The sequence below is a fragment of the Yersinia alsatica genome, assembly GCF_902170305.1.
Classification (GTDB): Bacteria; Pseudomonadota; Gammaproteobacteria; order Enterobacterales; family Enterobacteriaceae; genus Yersinia; species Yersinia alsatica.
On sequence record NZ_CABHWW010000024.1, the window covers coordinates 1 to 16,701 of the forward strand.

Genomic DNA, 16,701 nt, shown 5'->3' on the forward strand with positions numbered 1-16,701 from the left:
CTTTCATTTAGAGGATAATATTCTTTTGATACACCATTATAAATAATTCTTATTTTATTATCGGGGACAGCGCAAAAAATTTGTAAATCTTTGGCTGTATTTTCAGAAACACAGATCACCAAATCACTATTATCTATAGCCCTCTTCTTTTGCCAGGAATGAACCCATTTAGCAGGCCCTTGAATGAATCGTTCATAAGTAAAATCATGTACAGTAGTAACTGTAGGCAATTTAATTTTTGGTATTCTATAATAAGATGAGTGGAATATTGAATTATCATAAATCTGGCTATCTATTAAATCAGTGACAAAGAAATCGCGATATCTTTCAAGAAAACGAGGAGAAAGAGTGACGCTATTAGATGGGCCAATATCAGAGAATTTATCATCATATTGATACCAACGAAAATCATCAGGAGAGATGCGTGATAGTAACTCTTTGAAATAAACAGTTATTCCACCATTCTTTTGGAGAGAACTAATTATTCCGTCATAAATTATATCCACTACCTACCCCATTTTGTTTTTTGATAAAAAGGCTTTATTAAATACGATAATAAAAATAATATTATCGCATTAGACTATTTCCCTATCACCTTAATATAAAGACTTCTTAGGCATGTTCTTACTAACATTAGCAACAGATGACAAGTGATTAAAAATCTACTTTTATTTAATAACAGTGAGTTTTTATATACAGATAAATAGCTCTCAAATCTCTTCTTATCAGAAACTCCTCCACCAGAATAATTTGCAATAGGTATATTTTCTAGCATCAGAAACTGCTCATTTGCAAGATATTTTCTTATTAATAAATTATGGTCAGCTGCTGAACCTGCATTAATATCATATTCTATAGGTGTTACAGATCGTCGTTTAAATACCATCGCCTGATGAGATGTTGGCATCTCTTTCCATAAGTTATCTATTTTTTTTGCAATCCTATAGCCATTATGCCTAAAAGCATCGTGAACATAATAGTCACCGTATATAACATCGTAATCACTGATAGCTGGGTATGACATAACATTATCTATTGAATGTTCATTAAAAAAAGTATCACCTGCATTCATGAAAATAATAAAATCTCCTGTTGCTAATTTCACTCCTTTATTCATTGCATCATAGATACCATTGTCTTGTTCGCTGCACCACCAATAAATTTTGTCCTCATTATTTTTTATAATTTCAACAGTTCCATCATCTGAGCCACCATCAACAACAATAAACTCTACATTTTTATATGTCTGTGATGTAATCGAATCGATGGTTTTCTTAATCTCAGATACATTATTATACACGACGGTAATAACACTCACTTTTGGGTGAGCAATACACTCATTATTATTTTCCAAATTTAAAACCGCTCCATACTTTTCTCGTCGCATAGCATTTTATATACGTTATTATATTCAGAAGCGATTACATACTCTGAGCGAATAGAAGCGCTCAAAGTTGACAGTATATTGCTATTACGCTTGACTGATAGTTGTTCTTGAATAGCATTATACAAGCTATCTACATCAATGGGATTCACTAGATGCCCATATTCGGATGTTGATATCAGATCCGGCATACCTCCGAGATCAAAAGCGATACAAGGAGTTCCACATGCAAGAGACTCGACTATAGTATTAGGTAAGTTATCTTGCAACGAAGGTGCAATAAAAATATCTACCGCTGAGTACAGCAAACAAAGTGTTATATCATCATAAATTCTCCCCATATAATGGGTCGGAATTCCTACATCTTCATCTGATTTTTCACCGCTGGAGCCAAAGATGATTAACTCTACGTCATTAATTTCATTACTTTGCTTTAGCTTGAGTAAAGCATTTTTAAGTAAAGCATATCCTTTCCGCGGATCGCTAGTACTAGACATAGCCCCAAAAAGCAGCAATTTCTTGTTCATTGGTAAACGCATTATTTCGCGAGCGATCTTTTTATCTATAGGACGATAGAGTTCATGGTCTATACAATTACTGATTACTGTAACTGGATGTTCCTTGAACAAGGAACTAGAACTTACGCACCCACCAAGCCATCTGCTTGGTGAAACAAAAAGTATAGATTTATTTCGTAAGTGATTATATTTATGTTTATAAATTATGCGATCTATATCAATGCCAATAATACCCTTCACCCGATTTAATTTAGAGTATGCATTTTTATAGCGTTCTGCAAATGTATCATCATAGTGTTTACAACCCGAGAAGGCCCACATGTCATGTAAAGTCCAGACTATTGGCTGCTGAATACGGCTAATTTCTTTTATTGATAACATTTCCCCTCCAATCCAATGTAAGTTAATAACATCAGGGGAAATAGTATTAATATATGAGTGTAGACCAGAAGGAAATATATTAAGTGAACGTCGAGCAGTACTTGAATCTTTCTGCAATTTAAGAAGTTGTACTGAAACAAAATTCATTATTTTTATTCTTAACTTTATTAATTTAGAAACAGTAAAAACATGAGGGTCATCAGACATTTTATGCACGACCAACATATTACTATCTAGCCCAATCTTACGTTGAGCTCTATGTAATCTATATGCTGCTCTTGCCGCTCCACCATCGAGATCACTATAGCAAATATGTAATATTCTCATTTCAGTTTTTGTTCAATTTATTTTTAAGTAGTGTGCTAAAAGTTAGTATATCTTTAGATAAAGGCAGAGGTTTGGGGGATTTCAATGCTTTTTCTAGAGTAGTAACTAATTGATCAGCGTCCATTGTTATCATAGAAATTAGTTCTACTCCGTATTTTTCTGCCAAAGAGCATACTTTCCCTTTTCCCAGCGTATAATCTAGTGCTACTGAATTAGTTCCCAATCCAAGAGAAAAGACTAAGGAATGAAACCTCATACCTAATAAAGCATCAGCAGTGCTAAACGCATTGCAATACTCAATAGGGGACATTTCGGGTCCGAGTAATGATTCATCGGTACTGGCCATTATGTCTTCATGCCCACGGAAAAGTTTTCTGTAGAACCAACGATCGTCAGATCCAAAGTGGTTTGTGCACATCGGTAATGGACGGATAACCAGAGATGGATCTTTTGCAATTAATTGCTTTAATGCATCAACTATTGTTTTTTCATAATTATTTTTAATTGCGATGCATTCATTTTCTGATAAGTCACGAGCATATTCTTTATAAGGAAAATCGCGTAACCCTAATAGCAGAATTTTTTTACTTCGATCATCTTTTTCTGTATGTAGCGACGGCTGGATAGTAGACAACCATGTGAATGCTGGATCTTCCGCTACAACATCCTCTTGCGTGTCAATACCTAATTCAGAGGCATAGTCTTTTGAACGTTTATCTCGATAAATTCGGATATCTGATAGTCCTAAAATACTAGCCATACTACGGTTATGCCACTTACTTCCGTAGGGACCAACACCACATCCTGCGAGGATTGTTTTTGTACCAGCTGATTTAGCTCGTTTGAATATAGCCTCAATAGGTGCTAGAGAGTTAATTCCCATTATTGGACCACCACCAAAGACTACATAATCCATATTAGCTGCCATCGACGCACCTCCTTCAGGCGTCACGATATGTGTATTATGAAATTCAGGCATCTGAATACGCGTCATTTGGCTTACATACGGGAATAGCGAGACAACTATAAATTGTGTATCTTCTCCGAGATATTCTCGTAAACAATGCATCACTCCAGCAATGATACCTTTATCACCTAATGTTTCGGTACCATACCAACCACAAATCAATACACGCTTGCCAATTTTTAATTTTATTGTCGGCTGTTCTTCAATAGAAAGATAATATTTAAGATTCTTTGCAAACTGCATTTTATGTCGTAGTTCATTTAAAAAATTAAATCCTGGGATTTTTTTGGCTTTATCTTTTAGTTTTATTTTAAACTTCTCTTCTAGTCGTTCAATAAATATTGAACGATATAGTTTTTTATCCGGTATCCCTACATAATCATGATGACAGCTATCACATTTAGTTTGTATGATTTCTTTTAGATGATCTTTATTGTCGAAAAATACCTTTAGAGGATCTCCTTCTGAAATATCCTTCATTAATACTTTACTTTGTACAGCACAATAAGCCAATTCTCCTTTTGCAGTAATTGTTGCACCGCGATGTTTCCAATCACATCCGGCGCCCCTTGGCTTATCCAATATTATTTGATTGATTAATGAACGATAAAACAAACGTTGCATTGAATCTGTTTCGTAAAATTTAATAACACCTTCAAGAAACTCAACAAATTCATATTTTTCTTCAAATGTTAATGCGTAAGGATCAAGCAAATTTGCTGTATAAAGGCGTTGATGAGGAACACCCTGTCGAAATTTTATATAAACTCCCTTTCTTATACAAAATTCGAGTAAATCAGGCAAATGGAATACATTTTCACGTATTACGGTACATCCAATTCTCACATTATCGACCAATGGGTACTCGATAATAAAATCAATGACTTTTTGAGCATTTGCAAAGTTACCACTTCTTCCTCTAACCAAATCATGAATTTTTTCAAAACCATCTAGTGATACCATTACGTCAAACTTAATATTTTTTTCGCGTAGTATCGGTGCAATAGTTTTTATTTTTTCAATAACTTGAATGTATTTATACGCATTAGTTATTAGAGATACATGCTTCAATTTAGGTAGCGATGCAACTACAACCTCAACTAGTTCATGTAAATCCTCTCTAAGGGTCGGTTCTCCTCCATTAAAACCAATTCCTTCGACTTCACTAAAAAGCTCACTAGCCAACCCTTTTCGTAGTTGCATTACTGTTATGTCAGTACTTTTTTTATTTTCCCAAATACGACACATTTGGCATTTTGAATTACAAATATCGATAACTGGAAATTGGATTACTGTTGGCTTTTGTAATGGTAATGGCCGCGGAGCGAACAAACATCTAAGTTGGTTTATAATTGATACTAGTTTCATAAAAATCCTACAAGTTACTTTTTTTGCATCCAGTTATAATTTAATAGGGTCACTATTAATTTATATGCTTGTGTTGGTAGAAAAGATTTTGTTTTCAACCAAAACATGCCTCTTAATGATGGTATAAAAAAATCAAAAATATAAAATGCTGATGCTAATCCTGCAACCGTGGCTATTGCTGCACCTTTCACGCCGTATATTGGTATTAATGCAATATTTAAAATGAAATTAATAAGCAATCCAAATAAATTTCTGTACAAATTTAATTTTAATTTTTTCTCTGCAACAAGCCATGAACCTGAAGATATTCCCATACAAAGAAATACAGCTCCCCAAGTATGTAGTATAACTACGCCAGCACTATCTAAGTATTGACCACCATAGATAACTCTAATAATAAAACCACCAAACAGAGTAAAGAAAATAGCCATTAATAGTGACATATAAACCAGGAGTGTACTTAACATAGACACCCCGTTAAGAAAGCTTATATTAGATACTTTTCTTAGTTCTATTAGCTTTGGAAAAGTCGCTGCGACAATAGCTGTGGGAACAAAGTACCAAGCTTCACTAATTCTTGTTGCAGCTGAATATATACCAACACTAGCTGGACCTTTCATTAACTGCAACATTATTTGATCCATTTTCATAAATAGTATCGCACCAAACCCCGCGATTATTTCTGGCCATGACTCAATTAATAACGCTTTAGTTTTCTGCATATTAAAGTTTCGATAAGAGACAAAATATGGCCCATTACTTCTATTGCAAATAAAATAAATAATAATTGCTGTTATGGCATATTCTATTGATACTGCACTTACAAACCATATAAGTGGAAGTTCTAGTAATATAAAAACCATCCGAATTAAAGCGGATATAATAAACCCAACCGTTCGGCAAAGACTAATTATCTTAAATGATGATAAGCCTTGTTGATGATAATCTAGAACATCTATCGAAATAAAAACAACTGAAGAAAGAATAATCGCTATATTTAAACTATCTTGGGAGGTAGATATGGCATAAAAAATAAATGAGATTATTATCCAAATTAGTAACGATGCTAAAAGTCGAAGATATAATGATGTAGAAACAATAACTGAGCGTTTGGTTCGACTCATAATTTTGTCAACGACTTCTCGGACTATAATTCTATTTAATCCGAGAGAGGATAAAACCGTAGCTATCGTTAAAATTGCTATATAATAGTTTAGCTGTCCAAATTCGACAGGCCCTAAATAACGGGCTATTATAGCGCTTATAAATACGCTAACAATAAGCCTAATTACCTTTTCACTTACCATCCAAAATGTATTTTTAATTACCACCAGTTCTACACCTAATTAAGTTTTTGGAGTGTATGCCAGATCTTATCTATTAATAATATAATTTACCGCAGTGTGCCAGGAGTTCAGAAAATTGCATATCCATAAAGGTTACTTGGTTTTAAAAACGCTACCGCCCTTGGCTCACAGCAACCAATACACTGATAGATAACACACCAAACTAGTAATACTCTCCATTGAGGCCATCTGTATGTGCTTTACAATAAGCCCTTACCACACTTCAAGTAAGAAAATACAGAGCCTTGCAACTAATTATTCTTTTAATTTTCCAACATATAGCCCATCATTACAAGAGAAATGTGAAACATATCATTTTTAGATATTTCACAACACACAACTAATTACCATCATGAAAATATTGAAATATCAATTCGTCTTATTCTGATTTAAAAAATAAAAACTACTCTTTCTTACTTTATTAAATTGGAAAACCACTCTTGCACATGTAATTATTACAGATAATACGAATATAGCCACTATAAGACACTTTATAATTATCACTACAAATGTTACCTAACTAACTGTTCTAAAAGATCAATATGGCTCTCGTCGTCGTTCAGTGCCGGAATATATTCAAATTTCTCGCCGCCTGCATGTAAGAAAATTTCTCGGTTTTGCTCTTTGATCTCTTCCAGTGTTTCCAGGCAATCAGCAGAAAAACCGGGGCAAATCAGCTGAATATGCTTAACACCTTGGGAAGGTAGACTTTTTAATGTCTCGTCTGTATAGGGGGTAAGCCAAGGCTCGCGGCCAAATCGAGATTGATAAGTCATCATGATCTGTTCTGCGGGCAAAGTTAATCCTGCTCGTAATGCATAGCTGGTATCTTCACAACGCTGCGGATAGTCATCCCCTAAGCGGGCATAGCGTTTGGGAATGCCATGGAAAGAGAGCACTAGCCGATCAGGTTTCCCATGTTGCTCAAAAGCACGTTCAACACTTTGCTTCAACGCCGAAATATAAGCTGGATGTTCAGCATAATCACGGATAAATGACACCGACGGTAAGCGGCGATAGCCTTTCAAAATACGAGCAACAGCATCCCAAACCGCAGCACTTGTCGAGCAAGAATATTGCGGATAAAGCGGCAAAACCACCAGCTTGGTCACGCCTTGTGATAATAGTTTATCAATTGCATCAGGTAGATTTGGCGAACCATAACTCATCCCCAGCTCGACGGGAATATCAGGCATACGTGCGGCTAGCGCTTTTTGCTGTCGCCGACTATAAACCAGTAAAGGCGAGCCTTCATCCATCCATACTGACTGATATAATTTTGCTACGCGCGGTGAGCGAATCGGCAAAATAACGCCACGTAACAATGGCCACCACAGCAAGGGGGAAGTATCAACCACTCGGCGATCACTCAGGAACTCAGCCAGATAGCGTTTGACCGCTTGTGGTGTCGGGGCATCCGGTGTCCCCAGATTAACCATCAGTACGCCAAGCTTGCTTTGCATCATGCATAAGTCCTTGTTGTGGGTATTGCGTCGATTATTTTAGCGGGTGAAGACAGTGTCGACGATATCCGTAAAATAAGAAAGGCGACCTTAGGCCGCCTTAGCTATCTTACCATCCAGAATTAACCGAGAATAGTCGCCAGTTCTGCACTGACTTCTGCTACTTTACGGGTTCCGTCCAGTTTAAAATACTGTGTGTTTCCTGCATCAGCTTCTTTGCGATAATAAGAAACCAAAGGCGCAGTTTGTTGATGATATTCAATCAGACGTTTACGAACCGTGGCTTCCTGATCATCTTTACGAATAGTCAGATCTTCACCAGTGGCATCATCTTTATCTTCAACTTTTGGCGGGTTGAATTTAATGTGGTAAACACGGCCTGAAGCAGCATGTACCCGACGACCGACGATGCGCTCAACAATCAGCTCGTCCGGAACATCGAACTCCAGCACATAATCAACCTTGATACCGGCTTCTTTCATGGCATCAGCCTGAGGAATGGTACGCGGGAACCCATCTAACAGGAAACCGTCACGACAATCGTCCTGTGTGATGCGCTCTTTAACCAATGCGATGACCAGCTCATCAGTAACCAGCTTGCCGGCATCCATAATTTCTTTCGCTTTCAGACCTAACTCAGAACCTGCTTTTACAGCGGCGCGCAACATATCACCAGTAGAGATTTGCGGAATACCGTATTTCTCCATGATGAATTGAGCCTGAGTACCCTTACCAGCGCCCGGAGCGCCCAGCAGAATGATACGCATTGCGTAAATCCCCTTGCTATGTAGTTTTTCTATACCCTTCATCTTTCAAGTTGCAGGTGTGTTGGCTGCTCTCGGTCACCAGAATCACTCACTTATGTAAGTTCATCGGGAATTTCTCGTTTGTCGCCTTGCTGCATGATGAAATCTATTGGGTATTTGTGTTTTTACTTAAAAAAAATCGAAATTGCGGAAAACAAGCAACCATACCATTTTCAGGGGGGTTGGCTCAAGGCATGCGAGTTTGCTTCAAGAGACAGGATTAATACGAAGAAGGTAAAATAAAAAAATAACACGATGAAATTAAACAAAAAAACGCCCCAGATAAAATATCTATCCAGGGCGCTTCATTACTTAATTAAGCTGTTAATAACTGATTCATTCTACGAATGAACTGGTTAGGATCTTCTAATGTCCCGCGCTCAGCCAGCAGCGCTTGATCCAGTAATAGCTCGACCCATTCGGCAAACTGAGCATCATCAGCGACATCAGCAGCTCGTTTGACCAAACCATGTTCTGGATTCAACTCAAAGATGTACTTCACTTCCGGCGCCTGTTGACCCGCAGCAGCAAACAATTTTGCCATCTGCGTGCTCATTTCGTCAGCATCGGTGGTCACAATCGCCGGAGTATCAGTCAGACGATGTGTCAGACGGACATCTTTTACGCGCTCACCCAGCAGAGTTTTCACCCGCTCAACAAAAGGCTCCAGCGCTTTATCCGCTTCTTGCTGCTCTGGACGCTCTTCATCTGCCAGCTTGTTCAGTGAATCATCTGCTTTACTGACTGACTGGAAAGCTTTGCCATCGAATTCAGTCAGGTAGCTCATCATCCATTCGTCTATACGATCGGATAACAGCAAGACTTCAATGCCTTTTTTACGGAACAGTTCCAGATGCGGGCTGTTCTTCGCTGCGGCGTAGCTATCGGCAGTGATGTAGTAAATCTTCTCCTGCCCTTCCGCCATGCGACTGACATAGTCTTCTAATGAGACAGTCTGCGCGGAGCTGTCAGTATGGGTTGAAGCAAAGCGTAATAGCTTAGCGATGGTGTCTTTGTTGCTGCCATCTTCCGCAGGGCCTTCTTTTAGCGCCATACCAAACTGCTGCCAGAACTGCTGATACTTCTCGGCATCGTCTTTTGCTAGTTTCTCTAGCATTTGCAGCACACGCTTGGTCAGCGCACTGCGCAGGTTCTGGGTAACACGGCTGTCTTGCAGAATCTCACGCGATACGTTCAGCGGCAGATCATTCGAGTCAATTAAACCACGGACAAACCGCAGGTAATTCGGCATGAACTGCTCAGCGTCATCCATGATAAAGACACGCTGGACGTACAATTTTAAACCATGCTTATGGTCACGATTCCACATATCCCAAGGCGCTTGTGCCGGGATATACAGCAAGCTGGTGTATTCTTGCTTACCTTCAACGCGGTTATGGCTCCAAATCAGTGGGTCAGTGAAGTCATGCGCGATATGTTTGTAGAATGCCTTGTATTCGTCGTCGGTTATTTCTGCTTTACCGCGAGTCCACAGCGCCTGGGCCTTGTTAATTTTTTCCCAAGTTACAGTGCCATCTTCTTCATTTTTGCTTTGGATTTCGACCGGCAGTGCAATATGGTCTGAATACTTGCTGATAACAGAGCGCAAACGCCAGTCATCCAGATATTCATCTTCACCTTCGCGCAGGTGCAAGGTGATTTCTGTGCCGCGATCTTCTTTGGTGATATCCGCGATGGTGTAATCACCCTCGCCTGCTGATTCCCAGAACACACCGGCATCGGCTGGGGCACCCGCAGCACGAGTACGAACAGTGACTTTATCCGCCACAATAAAAGCAGAATAGAAGCCCACACCAAACTGGCCGATTAACTGGCTATCTTTGGCTTGGTCTGAACCAATAGATTCAAGGAATGCTTTGGTCCCTGATTTGGCGATAGTACCGAGATTATCAATGACTTCATCACGGCTCATACCGATGCCGTTATCACTTAGGGTCAAAGTGCGTTTTTCTTTATCAAAAGATAAGCGCACGCGCAGCTCGCCATCCCCTTCGAACAGCTCAGGGTGAGACAGTGCACGGAAACGTAGTTTATCTGCCGCATCAGAAGCGTTGGAGATCAACTCGCGCAAGAAAATTTCTTTATTGGAATAAAGCGAGTGAATCATCAAATGAAGAAGTTGTTTTACTTCAGATTGGAATCCACGGGTTTCTTGACCTTTCATACTCATTAATTACCTCAATCCAAATTACCGACAGGTAGATAAAATCGAACAATGAGTATCAAGTGGGGCCAATAGAGGGTGGTTTCAAGTCGTAATGCAGAAAAAAATCAAGAATCAGGGGCGATTCACTGAATATCAGGAATAGAAATATTCATATGATAATCAATGATAAAAACTATCGCCCACCAGATTAAATAGGATGGTACTGAGTCAGCTTGTACTTCACAAAACTAGTACTTAATGGGATTACGCCCAGCTAATGAGTGGGATAATGTGGTGCCATCGACCATTTCCAACTCGCCGCCAACAGGCACGCCATGCGCGATCCGACTGGCGAGCACCCCATACTGACCGCACATCTGGCCAATATAGTTAGCGGTTGCATCCCCTTCAACCGTCGGGTTAGTCGCCAGAATGACTTCACTGATAGTTTCAGTTTCAAGCCGTTTTTCAAGCAAATCCAAACCGATATCACCAGGACCAATACCATCCAGAGGTGATAAATGCCCCATCAACACAAAATAACGCCCACCAAACTGACCGGTTTGCTCAATGGCATGGATATCTGCCGGGCTTTCGACCACACAGATTTGGCCATTTTGCTGGCGACGTGGATTGGAGCAAATAGTGCAGCGCTCTTGCTCGGTAAATGTTCGGCAATCAGCACAGTGGCCAATTTCAGACATTGCGCGAGTCAACGATTGCGCCAGGCGCATTCCACCACTGCGATCACGCTGCAGCAGTTGGAATGCCATACGTTGCGCCGATTTCGGGCCAACACCCGGCAAACAGCGCAACGCCTCCATTAATGATTCAAGGAGTGGGCTGGTTTGCATCAGAACGGCATCTTAAAGCCTGGTGGCAATTGCATCCCACTGGATACAGAAGCCATTTTCTCTTTCTGCGTTTCATCAATACGACGTGCTGCATCGTTCAATGCCGCAGCAATCAAATCTTCCAGCATTTCTTTGTCTTCTTCAACTAACAGGCTTGGGTCGATTTCAACCCGGCGGCAGTTATGCGCCCCATTAATTGTCACTTTTACCAAGCCCGCGCCAGATTCACCGGTAACTTCCAATTTGGCGACTTCTTCCTGCATCTGCTGCATTTTTTCCTGCATCTGCTGGGCTTGTTTCATTAAATTGCCAATACCGCCTTTACCAAACATAGTCATCTCTCATAGCAAGGGGCTGCGTCGGTGCACCATGCACTTATCACAGCGATTAAACCGGCCGGATACTTTCTTCATCCAGCTCCGCGTCGAAGAAACGACGCAGTGTCTGAATATTATTATCCGCAATAATTGACTGGCGCGCTTGTGCCAGTTTTTCTTCATAAATGGCCTGCCGCCACTCCAGCGGGGTACGCTCCGCCAGATTATCATCTTCAATAACGCTAAGTGTAACCGCGTTACCGTGTAATTCACTCAGTGCATCAGCCAGCGCCTTTTGCGCCGATGGCGAATTTAAATGGCGCTGAGCAGAACGCAGGTGAAGGCGAATATTACCCGGTTCTATTTCTTCTTTAAATGCATTCAGCGCAAGTTGTTGCACCAATTTCGGAATCTGTAACTTATCTATCTCTGCGGCCCACGGGTCTCTTTCCATCGCGGCTTCAGCCAATTTTGCTGACAGCTCCGGGGTTTTTTCATGCTCCAACGCAGAACGCAATGCTTTCGGTGTGGCTACCGGCTCTGCCGACACCTCTGGTTGATTCTGAGCCGTCCAGCGATAAGCTTCTTTCTTCGCCGGTTTCTTTTCTTCCGTTGATTTAGCTGCCAGACGCTGCTGGCTACGCTCAGTCACCGAAGCTAAGCGCTCCAGTGCTGAGTTTGCCGGCCGCGCTTTTCCTGGCGCTGCCGGTTCATTCTTTTTTGGTGTGGTCGCTCCCGACTGTCGGAGTAACTGCGTTCGCGCCTGAAGCAGTTGCGCAGTCGAATCCGGTAACTGGGCGTTCTCCTGCGCAGCCGCACCTAATGGCGGGGCTTCTTGTGCAGGTGCATGCTGAGCATAAACAGGAGATTGCTGGTGTTGTTGAGCTGTGGCGTTATTGGCCACTGCCATCGGCGCACTCACTGGCACCATCTGAGACTCAGCAATTATCGCTTTAGGATGAAACGCCAGAGCACGCAAGAAGGTCATTTCAACCCCCATGCGGCGGTCAGGTGCGAAAGCGAGCTCTTTACGCCCCACCAATAAGGTTTGGTAATAGAGCTGAATATCTGTCGGAGGTAGTGTCCGGGCTAGCTCACGCAGTCGCGGCTCAATGGTGGCGTAGTGATTATCCAACATTGACGGCAACAATTGCACCATCGCAATACTGTGCAGCAAGCTTAGGGTTTCGACTAATAGATTTTCCCAGTCAATACCACGTGATGCCGCTTGTTCAAGCTGAGCCATCACCCGCGCACCGTCGGCACTCACTAAAGCTTCAATAATCGCTAACGGCTGCTCATCATCCAGTGTTCCCAACATCTGGCTGACGGTGGCTGTCGTTACACTGCCATCACCCATCGCGATGGCCTGATCCGTCAGACTTAGCGCATCGCGCATGCTACCATCTGCGGCTCTGGCCAATAACTGTAAGGCACGGGCGTCACTGCTAATCTGTTCCGCCTGCAATATTTTTTCAAGCAGCGCGCGAATGACTTCAACATCGATAACTTTAAGATGGAACTGCAAGCATCGGGAAAGAATTGTCACCGGCAACTTCTGCGGATCTGTGGTCGCCAGCAGGAATTTCACGTGAGCTGGCGGCTCTTCAAGCGTTTTCAGCAAGGCGTTGAAGCTGTGCCGCGACAGCATATGGACTTCATCGATCAAATAGACCTTGAAGCGGCCGCGGGCTGGGGCATATTGAACATTATCCAGCAGCTCTCGGGTATCTTCGACCTTCGTCCGGGAGGCGGCGTCTATTTCGATAAGATCAACAAAGCGGCCTTGCTCTATTTCCTGACAATTAGCGCAGACACCACAAGGCGTCGCGGTAATGCCGGTTTCGCAATTAAGACCTTTGGCTAACAACCGAGCAATGGTGGTCTTGCCAACACCACGGGTACCAGAGAATAAATAGGCGTGATGAATTCGCCCTAACGAAAGGCCATTAGCCAACGCCGTCAGAACATGTTCCTGACCAACGACGTCTAAAAACGTTTTTGGGCGCCACTTACGGGCAAGTACCTGATAGCTCATTAATGCTTCATCGTTGATTTATGATGGATAATTTAACCTAGTATATCTAATTTGGCCGTTTTTCGGACATATGCAAGTCGCATAATGACGATGCTCACCGTAGTGTATCAGTACGCCCATCCTCATTCCCATAAATTTACTTTGCCGATGTAACCCGGCCCTGGCAGACAATGGCGCAAGCTTGGGAGTAACACGAGGAGGAGTCAGAATTTGTTGGTAGGAATATTTTTACTACTGGGTGCACTTCCCTGACCTAAATTTTATCAGGCTTGAGGAAAGGGCTGGGGCACTTAGATATAGCCTCACGACTGACGGCGAGGCTACTATCGGCAAACAACCAATTTTCAATAAAATCAGCTATTAGTGACCGCTGAAAGAGACCAGGCTGTAGCAAGTAATCCCTTGCTGAGTCAGGCGTGTTTCGCCACCCAGTTCAGGCAAATCAATAATAAATGCAGCGTCAGTCACTTCACCACCCAGACGACGAATCAGCTTAACAGTTGCTTCAATCGTCCCACCGGTAGCCAGTAAGTCATCAATAACCAAGACTTTATCGCCTGGTTGAATACTGTCCGTGTGGATCTCGAGTTTGTCGGTACCGTATTCCAACTCATAGCTTTCGCTGATGGTTTCACGTGGCAGTTTGCCCGGTTTACGGACGGGAACAAAACCTACGCCCAGAGACAAAGCCACTGGCGCACCGAACAGAAAGCCGCGTGCTTCAGTACCCACGACTTTGGTCACGCCTGCATCCAGATAGCGCTCAACCAGTAGTTCAATGCTGGCAGCATAGGCTAACGGATCTTCCAGCAAGCTGGTCACATCACGGAACAGTATTCCCGCTTTTGGATAATCGGGGATGGTTTTGATACTGTTTTTAATATATTCAAGCTGTTGTGCTGTATTAGGTGCAGTAGCGGTCATAATTTGTGCCTGATAAAACTGCTGTACATACTAAAGCGCGGCCAGTCGGTGCTAAATTGGCATCAACTGAGTAACTTGTCCTATCTGGCAATATTTCGGTCTACCATGTCGCCATAAATGGAGCAAATTACTGCATCCTTAACCCTAAGGACGCAACGAGGGAATACCCCGCGCACGAAAACGCTCAAATCTATGCAAACTGATACCAAAAAGCAACTGATGTGAACTGCTCAGGGCTTTTTTTGTTGCGATAGGTCAATAACTGGCATCCGTAACATGAAAGTCAGCAATATCGCTAATATAACGAGCAATATGCTCCTGACCCACCAAATTTTCACCAGCCACAGCGAAAGGGCGAAAGTCAGCACGGTAACAAATATTGCTTTCCATTTTGCCCCTGGAGGCAAAGCTCGATGTTGCTGCCACGTGCGTATATAGCTACCAAACCAAGAACGGTAAAGTAGCCAATGATGAAAACGCGGAGAGGATCGAGCAAAGCACCACGCGGCCAATAATAAAAATGGCGTGGTCGGTAACAGAGGCAGCACGACACCTAAGGTCGCCAAAACTACTGCCAACCAACCCAAGGCAATTAACAACCAACGAGACATACACTCCCTTTCGTACCCAATAAAATCCAAGTTGTAACTCAGTGACAACTGATTTGTATCACGTCTGCGCTAATTCGCGGGGTGAACGATAGCCGCCAATACACTTACAGCTTGAAAGATTACCGGGATCTAATATTCATCAACGCAGCCCTATCAATAACGCATGCGCTAACCATCATCAATAGATATTCTTGGCATTATTAGCACAATAAATATATTTACTCGCCTCTTGCTTGTAACTCCGCTCTTTCAAAGGCAAGCTGGCGAAAAACGCTAAGGAGAAGCGCCATGAGTACAGAAAAGTTATTACAGGTGCTTGAAAGCCAAATTGAAGCATTGTCTGCGCAGGTAGGGCCGCAAGCTAATACACCTTCTCAGCAAGCCCGCTTTGATCTGAAATTGTTTAGCAATCATGGTAACCGCTTTCGCGATTATCTAATGGAAGTGCACAAGAATATGGCGCAACTGAAACAGGTTGTGGCTGAGAATCGGACACAGCAGGTTGCTTTTCTGGCTGAGAGATTGGTGGCACAGATATCCGCATTACAACGAGAGCTGGCAACACAGAAGTTAAGGAAATCTAACCCTGAACCGCGAGATAATAAACTGGACCCTTACCATAAACTGGCTGAACACCAAGATTATGAACGCCGCATTTTGGCCATGATTCAGGACCGAGAAAGCCAGCTTGGTAAGCAGAGTTTATTAATCGAGCAGCAAAAAATACAGAAAGAGCTCGCCGCATTAGAAGGCCGTCTAATGCGCTGCCGGCAAGCGCTGATAAAAATAGAGCGCAGTATTGAAAAGAAAGAGAACGGTTTTTGAATATTTGTCACATTTTTTGAATCATTGTGGTTCCGACAGCGTATAGTTTTCTATAATGTTAATGCCCATTAGCAGCTGTGTTCGCTACTTTAGTTTGCAGTTCTCCTGCACATTGAGATCCGTTGGGCATAAATATTGAAATCAAGTCAGGTGAGAACCCAGAACAAGGGTCTTGCTACCGGGCTTTTCCTATTAACTGAAAATCAAATGTTGGCCACGTTATGTCAGTTGAAAAAGCTTCACCAGAACTGCAACTGGCAGTAGATCTTATCTACTTGCTGGAATGCAATGAGATAGCGCCAGAAACAGCACTGGCAGCGTTAGCGATCGTGCAACTTGATTATCAGCGTAAGCTCCGTCATCAGACTACTGATTAACCAAGTTTCACTGATGCTTTGATGCTTA

Annotated in this window: 15 protein-coding genes, 1 pseudogene and 1 other annotated feature; of the genes and pseudogenes, 3 read left to right on the top strand and 13 right to left on the bottom strand. The window is 42.0% G+C overall.

The features are described from left to right. From FTA96_RS13050 to apt, 12 genes are all read right to left on the bottom strand, one after another. The coding region (locus FTA96_RS13050) for a glycosyltransferase (RefSeq protein WP_145574016.1) at positions 1-506 on the bottom strand (506 nt) is incomplete at its 3' end. 74 nt (positions 507-580) lie between these two features. Then, the gene (locus FTA96_RS13055) at positions 581-1,387 is read right to left on the bottom strand and encodes a glycosyltransferase family 2 protein (protein ID WP_145574017.1); all 807 of its coding nucleotides are present in this window, start codon (positions 1,385-1,387) and stop codon (positions 581-583) included. Continuing rightward, positions 1,357-2,610, bottom strand: coding sequence for a glycosyltransferase (locus tag FTA96_RS13060; protein WP_145574019.1), 1,254 nt, complete (start codon positions 2,608-2,610; stop codon positions 1,357-1,359). The genes FTA96_RS13055 and FTA96_RS13060 overlap by 31 nt, the downstream gene beginning before the upstream one ends. A gap of 1 nt (position 2,611) precedes the next feature. Beyond that, entirely contained in the window at positions 2,612-4,945 is a 2,334-nt protein-coding gene (locus FTA96_RS13065; protein ID WP_145574021.1) for a polysaccharide pyruvyl transferase family protein, read from the bottom strand. 14 nt (positions 4,946-4,959) lie between these two features. Continuing rightward, a complete protein-coding gene (locus FTA96_RS13070) occupies positions 4,960-6,276 on the bottom strand; it encodes a flippase (RefSeq protein WP_145574022.1) in 1,317 nt (438 codons plus the stop codon). 527 nt (positions 6,277-6,803) lie between these two features. Next, a complete protein-coding gene (hemH, locus tag FTA96_RS13075; protein ID WP_145574024.1) occupies positions 6,804-7,757 on the bottom strand; it encodes a ferrochelatase in 954 nt (317 codons plus the stop codon). Between the two features lie 119 nt (positions 7,758-7,876). Then, on the bottom strand, positions 7,877-8,521 hold the full coding sequence (gene adk, locus FTA96_RS13080) for an adenylate kinase (protein WP_050108884.1): 645 nt from the start codon (positions 8,519-8,521) through the stop codon (positions 7,877-7,879). Between the two features lie 355 nt (positions 8,522-8,876). Next, positions 8,877-10,745, bottom strand: coding sequence for a molecular chaperone HtpG (htpG, locus tag FTA96_RS13085; protein WP_050109002.1), 1,869 nt, complete (start codon positions 10,743-10,745; stop codon positions 8,877-8,879). 230 nt (positions 10,746-10,975) lie between these two features. After that, positions 10,976-11,581 carry a recombination mediator RecR gene (gene recR, locus FTA96_RS13090; RefSeq protein WP_050108885.1) on the bottom strand — a complete coding sequence of 202 codons (606 nt, stop codon included), beginning with the start codon at positions 11,579-11,581 and terminating at the stop codon, positions 10,976-10,978. After that, positions 11,581-11,913: a YbaB/EbfC family nucleoid-associated protein gene (locus FTA96_RS13095; protein WP_019081276.1), complete on the bottom strand. Its 333-nt coding sequence runs from the start codon at positions 11,911-11,913 to the stop codon at positions 11,581-11,583. The genes recR and FTA96_RS13095 overlap by 1 nt, the downstream gene beginning before the upstream one ends. A 55-nt stretch (positions 11,914-11,968) precedes the next feature. After that, the gene (gene dnaX / locus FTA96_RS13100; RefSeq protein ID WP_050151534.1) at positions 11,969-13,936 is read right to left on the bottom strand and encodes a DNA polymerase III subunit gamma/tau; all 1,968 of its coding nucleotides are present in this window, start codon (positions 13,934-13,936) and stop codon (positions 11,969-11,971) included. After that, positions 12,575-12,639: a sequence feature (DnaX frameshifting element), on the bottom strand. It overlaps the preceding gene by 65 nt. Positions 13,937-14,296: 360 nt before the next feature. Further along, a complete protein-coding gene (gene apt / locus FTA96_RS13105) occupies positions 14,297-14,860 on the bottom strand; it encodes an adenine phosphoribosyltransferase (protein ID WP_050108889.1) in 564 nt (187 codons plus the stop codon). Between the two features lie 73 nt (positions 14,861-14,933). Between apt and FTA96_RS23780 the strand changes: the two are divergent. Then, a pseudogene (locus tag FTA96_RS23780) lies at positions 14,934-15,002 on the top strand (SWIM zinc finger family protein); the annotation flags it as partial. An 88-nt stretch (positions 15,003-15,090) separates the two neighbouring features. Here FTA96_RS23780 and FTA96_RS13115 read toward each other — a convergent pair. Then, complete coding sequence (locus tag FTA96_RS13115) at positions 15,091-15,471, bottom strand: DUF454 family protein (RefSeq protein ID WP_050108891.1); 381 nt, start codon at positions 15,469-15,471, stop codon at positions 15,091-15,093. A gap of 288 nt (positions 15,472-15,759) precedes the next feature. Here FTA96_RS13115 and priC point away from each other — a divergent pair, with 288 nt between their 5' ends. Then, positions 15,760-16,296, top strand: a complete 537-nt coding sequence (gene priC / locus FTA96_RS13120) for a primosomal replication protein PriC (protein ID WP_050122670.1) — start codon at positions 15,760-15,762, stop codon at positions 16,294-16,296. Between the two features lie 221 nt (positions 16,297-16,517). Beyond that, positions 16,518-16,673, top strand: coding sequence for a pleiotropic regulatory protein RsmS (gene rsmS, locus FTA96_RS13125; RefSeq protein WP_050122667.1), 156 nt, complete (start codon positions 16,518-16,520; stop codon positions 16,671-16,673). The last annotated feature ends 28 nt before the right edge of the window (positions 16,674-16,701 follow it).

What these genes read in the sequence shown, in the direction of transcription:
- FTA96_RS13055 (WP_145574017.1), bottom strand. Translation starts at nt 1,387, where the DNA reads ATGCGACGAGAAAAGTATGGAGCGGTTTTAAATTTGGAAAATAATAAT.
- adk (WP_050108884.1), bottom strand. Translation starts at nt 8,521, where the DNA reads ATGCGTATCATTCTGCTGGGCGCTCCGGGCGCTGGTAAGGGTACTCAG.
- hemH (WP_145574024.1), bottom strand. Translation starts at nt 7,757, where the DNA reads ATGATGCAAAGCAAGCTTGGCGTACTGATGGTTAATCTGGGGACACCG.
- dnaX (WP_050151534.1), bottom strand. Translation starts at nt 13,936, where the DNA reads ATGAGCTATCAGGTACTTGCCCGTAAGTGGCGCCCAAAAACGTTTTTA.
- FTA96_RS13115 (WP_050108891.1), bottom strand. Translation starts at nt 15,471, where the DNA reads ATGTCTCGTTGGTTGTTAATTGCCTTGGGTTGGTTGGCAGTAGTTTTG.
- FTA96_RS13095 (WP_019081276.1), bottom strand. Translation starts at nt 11,913, where the DNA reads ATGTTTGGTAAAGGCGGTATTGGCAATTTAATGAAACAAGCCCAGCAG.
- recR (WP_050108885.1), bottom strand. Translation starts at nt 11,581, where the DNA reads ATGCAAACCAGCCCACTCCTTGAATCATTAATGGAGGCGTTGCGCTGT.
- FTA96_RS13060 (WP_145574019.1), bottom strand. Translation starts at nt 2,610, where the DNA reads ATGAGAATATTACATATTTGCTATAGTGATCTCGATGGTGGAGCGGCA.
- FTA96_RS13065 (WP_145574021.1), bottom strand. Translation starts at nt 4,945, where the DNA reads ATGAAACTAGTATCAATTATAAACCAACTTAGATGTTTGTTCGCTCCG.
- htpG (WP_050109002.1), bottom strand. Translation starts at nt 10,745, where the DNA reads ATGAAAGGTCAAGAAACCCGTGGATTCCAATCTGAAGTAAAACAACTT.
- apt (WP_050108889.1), bottom strand. Translation starts at nt 14,860, where the DNA reads ATGACCGCTACTGCACCTAATACAGCACAACAGCTTGAATATATTAAA.
- rsmS (WP_050122667.1), top strand. Translation starts at nt 16,518, where the DNA reads ATGTCAGTTGAAAAAGCTTCACCAGAACTGCAACTGGCAGTAGATCTT.
- priC (WP_050122670.1), top strand. Translation starts at nt 15,760, where the DNA reads ATGAGTACAGAAAAGTTATTACAGGTGCTTGAAAGCCAAATTGAAGCA.